We start from the raw sequence: 14325 nt of genomic DNA, 5'->3' as shown, positions 1-14325 counted from the left end.
ACCTCCTGATTGGCCTCATTTTAAGGCATGGAGGTGTCTACGAAACCCGGGGCGATTCATCTGCCCACCAAAGTTCATACGACCTGAATATTAGGATCGCACTCCAAACCTCGGGATCTTCAGGATAAGTAACGTGTAGTTCCAACTCCGCGAGCCAACCATCAAAATCCACGCCGTTACGATAAAGATATCCCGCCGCGATCGCAGACAGCAGCGTGAAATTGCGCTGAGGGAGAAAATGCATCCCCCCGCCCCGGCCAAATAGCATGGCCTCAGGGCGTTGATCTGGTTTTTCATTCCTCTCACGATTGGATTTGTTTAACTTGGCGTGACGTAGTGTTTCTGCGGCCAACACATTGGGGTCGCGCTGCAGCCAGCCCTTGAGCAACTCGATGTCACGACCCTCAAGACCTTTCAGGCGTTTAGCGAGTACCTCCATGGCGCTGGCAACATCGTGGCGAAAGCTAGTCGACGAAAAGCCACGGGACTGGGCATCCAAAATCAAAGCTTTTTGTGTCTGAGCGTCAACTGCCTCAACCGCCGACAACTCCCTAATCGCGGCGCCTGTAACCTGCTCGTGCAGACCCGGTTGTAAACGCGGAATGATACGAAGAACACGGTCTGGAAACGACTTCGCAAACGCGGCAAAAGCCCGAGACAACTCAGTAATACCACCCTTCAACCAGTGTTTCGGGTGCTCATGACGCCCAGTGTGGTCATTTACTGCATCGAACATTTTGATAATCGCATCGTCACTGGCTTTCGCCATCTGATCGTGACTCATGGGTGATCCAACGAACTGCGCCATCCTCCGACCGCCACGCTTTGCTTGTAGCGTGGGCTGTTCGACCTGCCACTCCTCAACTTGCCTACGACGACGGGGCGTCAGTACTTGCACAGGTAGTTCGGCAAGTAAACGCAACCTCCGCTCATCAGACCAACGGAGCAATTGCCTTCGATGGGCAGGATCTCGCTCTTCCTGTAATTCTTTCCCCCAAGGCTCCCAAGCCTCGATGTAATCGCGCATCCGCTCAATATCAGCGAGAGAGAGGTAGGGAGTGATCTGGGCAATCAGTGTGCTTGACGACCAACCACAGATCATGTGGCCGACACTTCTTTCATCGTCGAACATGTCGCTACCTAGATGAAGACGCCGCTGATCGGCCAGGAGAAACGCGAGCGCATACTCAGCAAATACAGCCGAGTTCGCCGCCAGGGTATCGGCCACTAGCGACTGGACCTCATCAATTTCTACAGCAACAACAGTAACAAGCAAGGTGCGCACACCCAGCGGGTCAGAAACTGCTGACTCTTCGAGCACACTTCGCAGAAGCTGCGTCAAATGCCCTTGGCCAGAGTCATTTTTCCAATCGTATGGAACAGATATCGATTGCGGATACCGATGCCCTGGCCGTCCATCACCAACCTCTCGCGATGCCACCCCAACAAACCAAGGCAGGAGCCGTTCGGCACAATAGAGCGGTGCGGCTGCCGCAATCTTTTCAACACCATAAACGCTGATGTCATTGTGCCGATCCGCAGGCTGCAACTCAGCCCAAAATGAAATGAGATCCAAAGCAACGTGAGTATTACCGTTCTCATATAAAGTCTTGGCGTAATGGGATATCGCCCAATCTGCCAACGTCGTTCGATTAAAGATCGTACGGACATGGGCGATTGCACGGTCGGTCGCAATACCAGAACGCTCAAAGAGACTAAACACATCTCCGTCATGTGAAGTATCAGACCAATAGCGGTCGACCAGATCCATAACTTGGCTCGAGTCCTCAGCAACTTCTCGAACGAGCAACATGGTCGCATTCCAGCGATGCTTTTCGTCCTGTAGAAGAAAAGGAAGGAGCGGCAGCACCCCTGACCTCCAGTACGGCCATCTTGTCGCTAGCTGCCTGAATGCCCGATTCGCAAGTGCATGATCGTTACGCGCCATCCAATCGACCCAAGCAATATCACTTGCGCTCGGATCATCAACACTCGCCAAATAATCGGCCACAAGATGGCGCAAATGTCTGCGTGTCTTGGGGTTTGGTAGCAACAAGCGAATAGCAACCTCATAGGAAGCCCTATCAACCCTTCGCATATGCTCAAGGCCACGCAAGACTGTTCCCCGCGCAAATAACCCTTCTTGGCGACTCCATGCATAATCAGCCAGCTCTTGTGCGGTTCGGAGTGTCTTAGCTTGGAAATCATCTAGCCATGACTGATGACTGAATCCGATACTGACGTCTTCGCGGATGACGATGCCAATTGACTCGGCCCAACGCAGCATCTCGCTGTAATCAGGATCATAGTGAGCGGCCGGCCGCCAGAGGCTCTCATACTGCGTCATGTCAGTTGCGAGTTGGCGCAAGAACGCCAGACACGAAGCACGCGCGGTCCCTACAGGTAATTTTTTGTCGAGCCATCGATCAAGTAAGTTTGCTGCTGTAAAATCCGCAGGATTCAAGCCAGACTTGGCAAGATCAACGTATATAGCGAGAGCAAAAGGTGTACGCAGCGCCTCTTTGAGACTATCTGGCACGACCGTGGAGTCGATACCGAGCTCACCAAGCAGTGTGGATATCCGCTCGAACGGAGGCAGAGCAAGTAGTAACTCATCCGCATCAAGTAACCTAAATCGAGCGTCGAACTTCGCCTCAAATGGTCGCGAAGAAACGATTACGTGAATGGGAAGTTTATTGCCCTCTTGACTCTCTGCCTCCTGTAGCCGAGACGCAAGGCGAAGTAAAACCTGCATGCGCTGTGAACTTTGGTCCATCACTTCACTGACAGCGTCAAGCTGATCAATGATCAGCACAACCGGCGCTTCAACCGCCAGCGAGAGAAGCTCCTGTTCGATATCACCTGACATACCAAGATCGCGGGCGAGGTCGGCGAAATTCACAATATCAGGGCTAAGCATGTCGGCCTTTATCGCTAGCACAATCTGGCCGCGGGCTTTGAGGGCACAATACAGCTCAGCGAGCAGTGCTGACTTCCCAGTCCCTGCTCCTCCGACGACCAGCGTGGAGCCTGCAGGATGCCGACTGATCCGCTGGATCAGTTCGTCGAACTCTGGTCGTTCTATATGCTGTCCCCAAATCATTTGAGGCCAATCAGCCAGACCGCGTGACCCGCGCGTAATGTCTTCTTCAACATCATCTCTGGTGAATGTCGTTGTGCTCTTTGAAACCAAGCCGACTGCAGCGAACCGAGCCTCAATCATGGCATCGGCATCCTTCAGAGACATGACAAGTTGAACTTTGAAAAACCGTTGACGGACAGCAGGAATGCGCTCCAGTAACGCATCGAGGTCGACTGGCCTAAGAAGCTCATATTTCAAACTTTTGAGAGCCGTACTGATGCCTGGCATAACAGCCTCGATCTTAAGTGTCGAGAATGCCTCATACTTTTTAATGACGTCGGTAACCAGACCTAAAAGCTTTGCTTCATTGGCAGTTAGCCAAGTCTGTGACGTGTCAAAAAAATCGGCTGTTGTACTTGCAGGATCCGAAGCAAGGGCAAGAATAAAGCGGAAATCGGTCGGGTCCGGCATAAGCGCCGGCTCAAGCACGACATTTAGAAGGAACTTGATTACCTCACGGAGCGTGTCCGGCCGAGTAAAACCAGCTTTAACTTTTTTGCACTGAATAAGCCCAACCGGCCGCTCATCCTTCGTAAGCCAAACATCCCGCCCTTGGTCTGCTCCCGTGACCATCAAACGAGCATTGCTGTACCACGGAAAATCAGACGTACACTCTCTATAGATGCTGTACAGAAGGAGTTCAAAATCAGCGTCCGTTAACGCAAGATAATTTGCTCTATCTGGCCCAACACTCCCTTCGTCTACGGCTCCGACGTGAGCGTACGCAACTTTAATCTCATCATCTGTGAGGAATTTCATTCTGATCTTCCGTGTTTGACGATATCCAGCTACTGACAGAGAACTGCTACCAATAATGCGGAACTTTCAATAGCGAGAGTAAACCATTCGTTCGGGCATGAAAAAACCGGCAAAAGCCGGTTCTTTCATGCTGCACCGTAGGATCATTCCCACTCAATCGTAGCCGGCGGCTTGCTCGAAACATCGTAAGTCACCCGCGAAATCCCCTCGATCTCGTTGATGATCCGCCCGCTGACGGTTTCCAGCAGTTCGTAAGGCAGGTGTGCCCAACGTGCGGTCATGAAGTCGATGGTTTCTACGGCGCGCAGGGCAACGACCCAGGCGTAGCGGCGGCCATCGCCTACGACGCCAACCGATTTGACTGGCTGGAAGACAACGAATGCCTGGCTGACTTTGTGGTACCAGTCGGCCTTGCGCAGTTCTTCGATGAAGATGTGGTCGGCGCGACGCAGCAGGTCGGCGTATTCCTTTTTCACTTCACCCAGGATACGCACGCCCAGGCCCGGGCCAGGGAATGGGTGGCGGTAGACCATGTCGTACGGCAGGCCGAGTTCCAGGCCGAGGCGGCGGACTTCGTCTTTGAACAGCTCGCGCAGGGGTTCGACCAGTTTGAGGTTCATTTCTTCCGGCAGGCCGCCCACGTTGTGGTGCGACTTGATGACGTGAGCCTTGCCGCTTTTCGCGCCAGCCGACTCGATGACGTCCGGGTAGATGGTGCCTTGCGCCAGGTACTTGATGTTGTCGAGCTTGCAGGATTCGGCATCGAACACGTCAATAAAGGTGCGGCCGATGATCTTGCGCTTTTTCTCCGGGTCGCTTTCGCCAGCCAGGTTGTTCAGGAACTGCTCTTCGGCGTTGGCGCGGATGACCTTGACGCCCATGTTCTCGGCGAACATGGCCATGACCTGCTCGCCTTCGTGCAGACGCAGCAAGCCGTTGTCGACGAAGACGCAGGTCAGTTGATCGCCAATGGCTTTGTGCAGCAAAGCTGCGACCACGGAAGAATCGACGCCGCCAGACAGGCCCAGCAGGACGTTGTCGGTACCGACCTGGGCGCGGATGCTGGCAATCGCGTCTTCAGCAATGTGCGACGGGGTCCACAGCGCTTCACAACCACAGATATCGAGGATGAAACGCGACAGGATGCGACCGCCCTGCTTGGTGTGGGTCACTTCCGGGTGGAACTGCACGCCGTAGTAGCCACGGGTATCGTCAGCCATGCCGGCGATAGGGCAGCTTGGTGTGCTGGCCAGGACGTGGAAGCCGTCCGGGATTTCGGTGACCTTGTCGCCGTGGCTCATCCAGACATCGAGGCCCAGGACGCCATCGGCATCGACATGGTCTTCGATGCCGTCGAGTATGCGGCTCTTGCCGACCACGTCGACACGGGCGTAACCGAACTCGCGCAGGTCCGAGCCTTCAACGCGGCCACCCAACTGCTCGGCCATGGTCTGCATGCCGTAGCAGATACCGAAGACCGGCACGCCCAGGTCGAACACGGCTTGCGGAGCACGCGGGCTGTTGGCTTCGTGGACGGACTCGGGGCCGCCAGCGAGGATGATCCCGCGTGGAGCGAATTCGCGAATCGCTTCATCGTCCATGTCGAACGGATGCAGTTCGCAGTACACACCGATTTCACGCACACGGCGGGCAATCAGTTGGGTGTATTGGGAGCCGAAATCGAGGATCAGGATACGGTGGGCGTGAATATCGAGGGCCATGGAAGGAGCTCTGATGAGCAGTTGCGAGCTTTAAGCTGCAAGCTGCAAGTTGTCGGAGTCGCGGTAGTTGCGTCACCGCAACCACCGCTTGTAGCTTAAAGCTTGAAGCTATCGTCGGCCTTAGCCGACACGATAGTTAGGTGCTTCCTTGGTGATCTGCACGTCATGGACGTGGGACTCAGCCATGCCAGCGCCGGTGATGCGTACGAACTCGGGCTTGGTGCGCATTTCTTCGATATCGGCGCTACCGGTGTAGCCCATGGAAGAACGCAGGCCGCCCATCAGTTGATGGATGATGGCCGACAACGAACCCTTGTAGGCCACACGGCCTTCGATACCTTCCGGCACCAGCTTCTCGGCACCTGCGGACGAATCCTGGAAGTAACGGTCCGAAGAACCTTGCGCCTGGGACATGGCGCCCAGCGAGCCCATGCCGCGATAAGCCTTGTAGGAGCGGCCCTGGAACAGTTCGATTTCGCCCGGCGCTTCTTCAGTACCGGCAAACATCGACCCCATCATCACGCAGCTTGCGCCGGCAACGATGGCCTTGGACAGGTCACCCGAGAAACGGATGCCGCCGTCGGCGATCAGGGGAACGCCAGTGCCTTCAAGGGCAGCGGCAACGTTGGCGATGGCGCTGATTTGCGGTACGCCCACGCCTGCAACGATACGGGTGGTGCAGATCGAACCTGGGCCGATACCGACCTTGACCGCGTCAGCACCAGCCGCAGCCAGAGCCTTGGCCGCTTCGCCAGTGGCGATGTTGCCGCCGATGACCTGCACTTCAGGGAAGTTTTCCTTGACCCAGCGAACGCGGTCGATCACGCCTTTGGAGTGACCATGAGCGGTATCGACTACCACCACGTCAACACCGGCAGCTACCAGCGCCGAAACACGATCGCCAGTGTCCTTGCCAGTACCGACAGCAGCGCCGACACGCAGACGACCCTGGTCGTCCTTGCTCGCCAGCGGGTAGGCTTTGGCCTTTTCGATGTCCTTGACGGTCATCATGCCCTTGAGCGCGAACTTGGCGTCGACGATCAGGACCTTTTCAAGACGGTGCTTGTGCAGCAGATCGCGCACTTCGTTCTTGTCTGCGCCTTCGCGTACGGTGACCAGACGCTCTTTGGGCGTCATCACTTCGCGAACAGGGATATCCAGACGGTTTTCAAAGCGCACGTCACGGGAAGTCACGATGCCGACCAGGTCGCCATCATGCAGGACAGGTACACCGGAGATGTTGTGCAGGCGGGTCAGCTCGAACAGGTCACGTACCGTGGCGTCAGCCTCGATGGTGATCGGGTCCTTGACGACACCGGCCTCGAACTTCTTGACCTTGCGAACTTCAGCAGCCTGTTGTTCGATAGTCATGTTCTTGTGGATGATACCGATACCACCTTCCTGAGCCATGGCGATGGCCAGACGGGCTTCAGTGACGGTATCCATTGCAGCGGAAACCAAAGGGATATTCAGTTCAATGCCACGGGTCAAACGGGTTTTCAGACTGACTTCGTTAGGCAGTACCTCGGAATAACCGGGCACAAGGAGAATGTCGTCGAATGTTAGGGCTTCTTGACTGATACGCAGCATCGCGGGGGCTCCCGGGCGGGAAAATTGGAAGCGCGCCATTATACCTACACACCTGCGCAGGCTCAATGCAAACCTCAGCCTAATATCAAACGAACTTATAGTCGGACTTTGACGAAGGAAACCGGGCGATCCAGGCGTTCCGCGAAGTCGTCGAGGAAGCTCTGTGTGAAGGATGCATCGAGCCAGTTATTGAAGATGAAACCCAGGTTGGAGAAACCGCAGGCGTCCAGGAACAGAAAACCGTTGATATCGTCTTCATGGCGGCATTCGGGGCAGATGAAGTTATCGGTATGGCCGGGCATCCAGTCTTCCAGGCTATCGAACAGCGCCTCACCGATTTCCCGGCGGCACTCGGGGCAACCGGCCTCTTCGGCAAAATTGTTCAGCGGCGTGAAGATGCAGCGCCTGGTCACGATTTCCAGCCCGTTGACGACCTGCCCGAACGGCAAGGCGTCGGGGTGCTGCACCACCCTTTTCGCGCCCGGCGCAATGGCATAGGCCATTTTGTTGTAGGTTCGCCCGCAGGTGCTCAGTTCCGGCTCGACCACATTGAGCTTCACCAGCCAGCGCAGAATCAGGCGCGCCCGTGCCTCATGTCCGGGAAAACTGGAGATTTGCGGGACGATGATGCTCTGGGTGTTCATGGCAATGTGTCGCTGAAGGCTGATCGGGGGCGGCAGTTTAACAGGTCAGCCCGGAACGCCGCCCCATCAACCGGCAATGTAACGACCGATCAACGCCAGACCGCTGACCAGCACCAGCCAGGTTACCAGCCGCACAAAGGCTTCACGGGACAGTTTCGTCACCAGTGATCGACCGATCCATGAACCCAGCAACATCGCAGGCAACAGGCAGACCGCCAGAAGCAGCAAGGGCATTTCGGCATAGACCCCGGCCAGCAAGAACAGCCCGAGGCGCACGATAGTGCTGCAACTGATCAGGGCGCTTTGCGTGGCCCGCGCCTGCTCCTTGGAAGTCAGGCGACTGTTGAGATAGATCGCGTAGAGAAAACCGCCACTGCCAAACAAGGCACCGAACAAGCCACCGATCGTGCCCATGGGGATCGCCCAGCCCGCCGCCAGCTGGGTCGGTCGTACGTTGACTGCCAGGCTGTAAAGCGCATACGCCGTCACGAACAGCCCCATCATCAGGAGCAGTACATCGGACTTGAGATTGAGCAGAAACAGCACGCCCAAGGTGCAGCCCACCGCCATGCAAGGTAGCAGGCGAAGCAACTCCGAGCGGACCACCGATTGCCGGGAAGGCAGCAGGTTGCCGAAAGCCGCCAGGAAATCCAGCATCACCAGCAAGGGAATGATCCGCGACAGCGGCATGAAATGAATCAGGACAGGCCCGGCCACCAGCGCCGTACCGAAACCGGCGACGCCAAACACTATATAGGCCGCCATCACGGCCAGTTCGATCCACAGCAGATCCAACGGTGCAAAGCCCAACTGGTTGAACCATTCGACCGCCACACGACTCTCCCTGAATTGACCACGCGCTGCTTATATAGCTGCGCCACCCGAAAACCGCCAGTGGTGGTGGCCGGGCAAATCCCTTTATGATGCCGCCATGATTAAAGATCCCTTTGCAAGACTCGGCCTGGACCGGGAAGTCCTCACTGTCAGCCAGCTTAACGGCCGTGCACGGGTGTTGCTGGAAGATGTGTTCAGCAGCATCTGGGTCGAGGGCGAGATATCCAACCTGTCGCGCCCGGCCTCCGGCCATGTGTACTTCACGCTCAAGGACTCCGGCGCCCAGGTGCGTTGCGCCCTGTTTCGCCAGAGCGCGGCGCGTGTCCGGCAGGCGCTCAAGGATGGCTTGCAGGTCAAGGTTCGCGGCAAAGTCTCGCTGTTCGAGGGCCGCGGCGACTATCAGCTGATTCTTGATACCGTCGAACCGGCGGGCGATGGCGCATTGCGACTGGCTTTCGATGCCCTGAAAGCCAAGCTCAGCGACGAAGGCCTGTTCAGCGCCGAACGCAAGGTCGCGCTGCCGCTGCACCCGCAACGTATCGGCATTATCAGCTCGCCTACAGGCGCGGTGATCCGCGACATCATCAGCGTGTTCCGCCGTCGTGCGCCGCAAGTCGAGCTGACCCTGATTCCGACGGCGGTCCAGGGCCGCGAAGCGATTGCGCAGATTGTCCGGGCACTCAAGCTGGCCGACTCCAGAGGCTTCGATGCCTTGATCCTCGCCCGAGGCGGCGGTTCGCTGGAAGACCTGTGGTGCTTCAACGAAGAAGCCGTGGCCCGAGCCATCGATGCCTGCGTGACCCCGATTGTCAGTGCGGTCGGGCATGAAACCGATGTTTCCATCAGCGACTTCGTGGCCGATGTGCGGGCGCCTACGCCCTCTGCCGCTGCGGAATTGCTGGCACCGGACTCCAGCGACCTGCATCGCCGGGTAGAAAACCTCAATCGCCGTCTGATCAGCCGCATGCAGGATCGACTCATGCGTGAGCGCTTGCGTCTGGACGGTATTTCCCGCCGCCTGCGCCATCCCGGTGAACGCCTGCGCCAGCAAGCCCAGCGCCTGGATGACCTGGACATGCGCCTGCGCCGCGCCTTCGAACAAGGCATGCATAAGCAGAAGGTGCGCCTGGCGCACATGGAAAGCCGTCTCGCCGCCCAGCATCCGGGACGCACCCTGGCCTTCCTGCGCCAGCGGCTGGATGTTCTGGCCGAACGCCTGCCACGCGCCATGCGCGAGCAGATCAAGACCCGAAAACTACAATTGCAAAGCCAGATTCAGACACTTCATGTCGTAAGTCCGCTGGCAACACTGGGCCGTGGCTACAGTATCCTGCTCGACGAACGCGGCAATGCCATCCGCAACGCCGCGCAAACACGACCCGGCCAGCGCCTTACGGCCAGACTGGGCGAAGGCGAATTGCAAGTGCGCGTCGAGGATAACCACCTGACGCCCGTGACCCTCTCTCTTCTGGACTGACCTATCGATGCTACGTTTTATCGCACCGCTGCTCGCCCTCCTCTTGTGCCTTCCCGCCCATGCCGACAGCTACATCACTCGCGCTCTCAACAAGCCGGTGCCCGGCGGTGTCGCAGTGATTGATCTGGGCACCAGCAACCAGCCGCCTAAAGCCACCTTCCAGGGCAAACCGGTACTGGTGGTCAAGGAACAAGGTACTCGCTGGCTGGCCATTGTCGGCCTGCCGTTGACGATCAAGCCCGGCACGCAACAACTGGCATCGGGTGGTCGCAACCTGAGTTTTACGGTGGGCAGCAAAAAGTACCCGGAACAGCACATCACCCTGCAGAACAAGCGTCAGGTCAACCCGAACCCCGAGGACACCAAACGCATCAACAGTGAAACGCCAAAACTGCTGGGTGGCTATGCGGTATTCAGCCCTGGTACGCCAAGCAACCTGATCCTCGACAAACCGGTAAACGGGCCGCTGTCGAGCAAGTTTGGTGTGCGTCGCTTCTTCAATGGCGAAGAGCGCAATCCCCACTCAGGCCTGGATTTCGCGGTCCCGACAGGCACACCGATCAAATCCCCGGCGGCTGGCAAGGTCATCCTGACCGGTAATTTCTTCTTCAATGGCAACACGGTGTATGTCGATCACGGTCAGGGCTTTATCAGCATGTTCTGTCACTTGTCGAAGATCGACGTGAAAACCGGCGATCAGGTGCCACGAGGCGGCTTGCTCGGCAAAGTCGGTTCTACCGGCCGCGCCACCGGCCCACACCTGCACTGGAACGTCAGCCTGAACGATGCGCGGGTAGACCCGGCGATATTCATTGGCGCGTTTCAGCCGTAATCTCCTTTCGTGAATGAATTCGCTCCACACAAACCACGTGGAAACGAATTCATTCACGAAGGTGTTTGCACACGTTTTTCAACTCGCACAATAACCAAGCAATAAACGCCTTTAAACAGCGATAAAAACTCGCCACGAACCGAAATTCGAGAACTTATCTCAATTTTTTCCAGGTGCTTGCCAACTTTCACCTCAATGGTTACGGTTGGCCTCATGAAAACTGCTCAAACCCTCATTCTGTTGCGCCAACATCGGTGTCTGCGCCTGGTCAGTTCCCGACTGCCAGGCTAGATTGCGGTGCCTCGCCCCTGTCTTGCGCGTCAATGGCTGGCCGCCTCTTTTCGGCCTATTCCGTACAAAGGACTTATCAAATGACCATGCTCAAAGATCCATCGAAGAAGTACCGTGCGTTTCCGACCATCGACCTGCCCGATCGTACCTGGCCTTCCAAAGCCATTACCTCGGCGCCGATCTGGTGCAGTTCAGACCTGCGCGACGGTAACCAATCGCTGATCGAGCCAATGGATTCGGTCAAGAAACTGCGTTTCTGGAAAACGCTGGTCAAGGTCGGCGTCAAGGAAATCGAAGCGTCGTTCCCGGCTGCCTCGCAAACCGACTTCGACTTCGTGCGCACCCTGATCGAAGACGGCCATATCCCGGATGACACCACCATTCAGGTGCTGACCCAGGCCCGTGAAGATCTGATCGCCCGTACTTTTGAATCCCTGCGCGGCGCGAAAAAGGCCATTGTTCACCTGTACAACGCCACCAGCCCTTCCTTCCGCCGCATTGTCTTCAACCAGGACAAGGCCGGCGTGAAAGAAATTGCCGTGAACGCCGCCAAGCTGTTCGTCAAATACGCCGCCCAACAGCCGGAAACCCAGTGGACCTTTGAGTACTCGCCAGAGACCTTCAGCGCCACCGAACTGGAGTTCGCCAAGGAAGTCTGTGATGCCGTGATCGAGGTCTGGAACCCGACGCCTGAGAACAAGGTGATCCTCAACCTGCCGGCTACCGTGGAAGTTGCGACCCCGAACGTCTACGCCGACCAGATCGAGTGGTTCGGTCGCAACATCACCCGCCGTGACAGCGTTCTCATCAGCCTGCACACCCACAACGACCGTGGCACTGGCGTTGCCGCCACCGAACTGGGTCTGATGGCCGGTGCAGACCGTGTCGAAGGCTGCCTGTTCGGCAACGGCGAGCGTACCGGCAACGTGGACCTGGTCACCGTCGCCTTGAACCTCTACACCCAGGGCATCAATCCTGGCCTGGACTTTTCGGACATCGACGGCGTGCGCAAGGTCGTTGAAGAGTGTAACCAGATTCCGGTTCACCCACGCGCTCCTTATGTCGGCGACCTGGTTCACACCGCGTTCTCCGGCTCGCACCAGGACGCTATCCGCAAGGGCTTCGCCCAGCAGAAAGACGACGCTCTGTGGGAAGTGCCTTACCTGCCAATCGACCCGGCCGATATCGGTCGCAGCTACGAGGCAGTGATTCGCGTCAACAGCCAATCGGGCAAAGGCGGCATCACTTACCTGCTGGAACAGGAATACGGCATCTCCCTGCCACGTCGCATGCAGATCGAGTTCAGCCAGGTGGTTCAGGGCGAGACCGACCGTCTGGGCCTGGAAATGACTGCCGAGCAGATCCACTCACTGCTGCGCCGCGAGTACCTGCAAGCCAACACGCCTTACGCCCTGATCAGCCACAAGCTGCAGGAAGAAAACGGCAACAGCTCGGTGGATGCAGAAGTGCATGTCGACGGCGAAACCCAGCACTGGCGCGGTAAGGGCAAAGGCGCTCTGGAAGCACTGGTTGCCGGCCTGCCGGTCAACGTGGAAATCATGGACTACAACGAGCACGCCATCGGCTCCGGCACCACGGCCAAGGCCGCTGCCTACATCGAACTGCGCGTGAACGGTGACCGTGCCGTGCATGGCGTGGGTATCGACGAGAACATCACCACTGCCAGCTTCCGTGCATTATTCAGTGCCCTGAACCGCTCCCTGAGCCAGGCACAAGCCAAGGCTGCCTGAGTCGGAATAGCGAGGATGACGGACGCCCGTTCGTCATCCTCCAACAGGCTCTAACACGGGCTTTTCGATCTAAAACCCTCGTTTCAGAATCCGCATAACCATGCGCATATTCGGCATAATCTTTTCATTTATGCTGTGGTAGCATGCTGCCTTTAATGGATTTGGCCTGCTGATAGCACCTTTTTCAGCTACCGGCGCCAGGTTCAACTTGCCTGTTTGAAGCTGCACCCTTTCCCAAAAGCCACGATGACTATTGCATTGATTTTCGGACGAAAAGAATGCACGGGCAGACCAACCGTGCATTGAAAAAACCATCGGCCTCGGTAACGCTGAGCTGATCCAATCACATTTGGAGCGATTATGCCTAAGGCTTCCCATCAAGATCTGCGCCGCAACTTTCGCGCACTCACCTCTTCAGATTCCTGCTATCACACAGCCTCGGTCTTCGATCCAATGTCTGCGCGCATCGCAGCCGACCTGGGCTTTGAAGTGGGTATCCTCGGCGGCTCGGTTGCATCCCTGCAAGTACTGGCAGCGCCCGACTTCGCACTGATCACCCTGAGCGAATTCGTCGAGCAGGCCACTCGCATCGGCCGCGTCGCAGAGCTTCCGTTCATCGCCGATGCCGACCACGGTTATGGCAACGCGCTCAATGTCATGCGCACCGTCATCGAACTCGAGCGTGCAGGCGTTGCGGCGCTGACCATCGAAGACACTCTGCTGCCCGCCCAGTTTGGCCGCAAGTCCACCGACCTGATTTCCACCGCAGAAGGCGTCGGCAAGATCCGCGCAGCGCTGGAAGCCCGTGTCGATCCGGAACTGTCGATCTTTGCCCGCACCAATGCCGCGATCATTCCCGTGCAGGAAGCAATCAGCCGGATTCAGCAGTATCAGAGTGCAGGCGCCGACGGCATTACCATCGTAGGCGTGCGGGACTTCGAGCACCTTGAACAGATCTCGGAAGGTGTGACCATTCCCCTGATGCTGGTCACTTACGGAAATCCTGCGCTGCATGACAACAAGCGTCTTGCAGAGATGGGCGTCAGGATCTGTGTACACGGCCATGCGGCCTATTTCGCATCGATCAAGGCAACCTATGACTGCCTGAGAGAACAGCGCCAGATTCTGAGCAGCACCAGCGACATGAACGCGACTGAACTTACCCACACTTACACACAGCCTGAAGACTATGTTGAGTGGGCCAAGAAGTTCATGAATGTGAACGAGTAAGTACGCCGTACTTATCGACTGAAGCGATGAAAAAAAGCCTCCGTAAAAGGAGGC

9 protein-coding genes are annotated in these 14325 nt (G+C 57.1%); 4 read left to right on the top strand and 5 right to left on the bottom strand.

Features of this window, described 5'->3' with window-relative positions:
• Nucleotides 1–37: 37 nt before the first annotated feature.
• The 5 genes from KGD89_RS05770 to KGD89_RS05750 form a co-directional block, all read right to left on the bottom strand.
• On the bottom strand, nt 38–3901 hold the full coding sequence (locus tag KGD89_RS05770) for an ATP-binding protein (RefSeq protein WP_025258859.1): 3864 nt from the start codon (nt 3899–3901) through the stop codon (nt 38–40).
• Nucleotides 3902–4044: 143 nt separating this feature from the next.
• Nucleotides 4045–5622, bottom strand: coding sequence for a glutamine-hydrolyzing GMP synthase (gene guaA, locus KGD89_RS05765; RefSeq protein WP_025258858.1), 1578 nt, complete (start codon nt 5620–5622; stop codon nt 4045–4047).
• Nucleotides 5623–5742: 120 nt separating this feature from the next.
• On the bottom strand, nt 5743–7212 hold the full coding sequence (gene guaB / locus KGD89_RS05760) for an IMP dehydrogenase (protein ID WP_025258857.1): 1470 nt from the start codon (nt 7210–7212) through the stop codon (nt 5743–5745).
• A gap of 95 nt (nt 7213–7307) precedes the next feature.
• A complete protein-coding gene (locus KGD89_RS05755; RefSeq protein ID WP_025258856.1) occupies nt 7308–7856 on the bottom strand; it encodes a hypothetical protein in 549 nt (182 codons plus the stop codon).
• 66 nt (nt 7857–7922) lie between these two features.
• Entirely contained in the window at nt 7923–8621 is a 699-nt protein-coding gene (locus tag KGD89_RS05750) for a sulfite exporter TauE/SafE family protein (protein ID WP_074569097.1), read from the bottom strand.
• Between the two features lie 166 nt (nt 8622–8787).
• Between KGD89_RS05750 and xseA the strand changes: the two genes are divergently transcribed.
• The 4 genes from xseA (at nt 8788) to KGD89_RS05730 (ending at nt 14271) form a co-directional block, all read left to right on the top strand.
• Nucleotides 8788–10167 carry an exodeoxyribonuclease VII large subunit gene (gene xseA, locus KGD89_RS05745; protein ID WP_025258854.1) on the top strand — a complete coding sequence of 460 codons (1380 nt, stop codon included), beginning with the start codon at nt 8788–8790 and terminating at the stop codon, nt 10165–10167.
• Nucleotides 10168–10174: 7 nt separating this feature from the next.
• Complete coding sequence (locus KGD89_RS05740) at nt 10175–10999, top strand: M23 family metallopeptidase (protein ID WP_025258853.1); 825 nt, start codon at nt 10175–10177, stop codon at nt 10997–10999.
• A gap of 371 nt (nt 11000–11370) precedes the next feature.
• On the top strand, nt 11371–13041 hold the full coding sequence (gene leuA / locus KGD89_RS05735) for a 2-isopropylmalate synthase (protein WP_025258852.1): 1671 nt from the start codon (nt 11371–11373) through the stop codon (nt 13039–13041).
• 360 nt (nt 13042–13401) lie between these two features.
• Nucleotides 13402–14271: an isocitrate lyase/PEP mutase family protein gene (locus KGD89_RS05730; protein ID WP_025258851.1), complete on the top strand. Its 870-nt coding sequence runs from the start codon at nt 13402–13404 to the stop codon at nt 14269–14271.
• The last annotated feature ends 54 nt before the right edge of the window (nt 14272–14325 follow it).

Source organism: Pseudomonas cichorii (genome assembly GCF_018343775.1).
GTDB classification, from domain to species: Bacteria; Pseudomonadota; Gammaproteobacteria; order Pseudomonadales; family Pseudomonadaceae; genus Aquipseudomonas; species Aquipseudomonas cichorii.
This window is presented reverse-complemented; position numbering and strand designations above follow the sequence as displayed.

Excerpts from the sequence above, each read along its gene's own strand:
- KGD89_RS05770 (WP_025258859.1), bottom strand. The coding sequence starts at position 3,901 with ATGAAATTCCTCACAGATGATGAGATTAAAGTTGCGTACGCTCACGTC.
- guaA (WP_025258858.1), bottom strand. The coding sequence starts at position 5,622 with ATGGCCCTCGATATTCACGCCCACCGTATCCTGATCCTCGATTTCGGC.
- guaB (WP_025258857.1), bottom strand. The coding sequence starts at position 7,212 with ATGCTGCGTATCAGTCAAGAAGCCCTAACATTCGACGACATTCTCCTT.
- KGD89_RS05755 (WP_025258856.1), bottom strand. The coding sequence starts at position 7,856 with ATGAACACCCAGAGCATCATCGTCCCGCAAATCTCCAGTTTTCCCGGA.
- KGD89_RS05750 (WP_074569097.1), bottom strand. The coding sequence starts at position 8,621 with ATGGCGGCCTATATAGTGTTTGGCGTCGCCGGTTTCGGTACGGCGCTG.
- xseA (WP_025258854.1), top strand. The coding sequence starts at position 8,788 with ATGATTAAAGATCCCTTTGCAAGACTCGGCCTGGACCGGGAAGTCCTC.
- KGD89_RS05740 (WP_025258853.1), top strand. The coding sequence starts at position 10,175 with ATGCTACGTTTTATCGCACCGCTGCTCGCCCTCCTCTTGTGCCTTCCC.
- leuA (WP_025258852.1), top strand. The coding sequence starts at position 11,371 with ATGACCATGCTCAAAGATCCATCGAAGAAGTACCGTGCGTTTCCGACC.
- KGD89_RS05730 (WP_025258851.1), top strand. The coding sequence starts at position 13,402 with ATGCCTAAGGCTTCCCATCAAGATCTGCGCCGCAACTTTCGCGCACTC.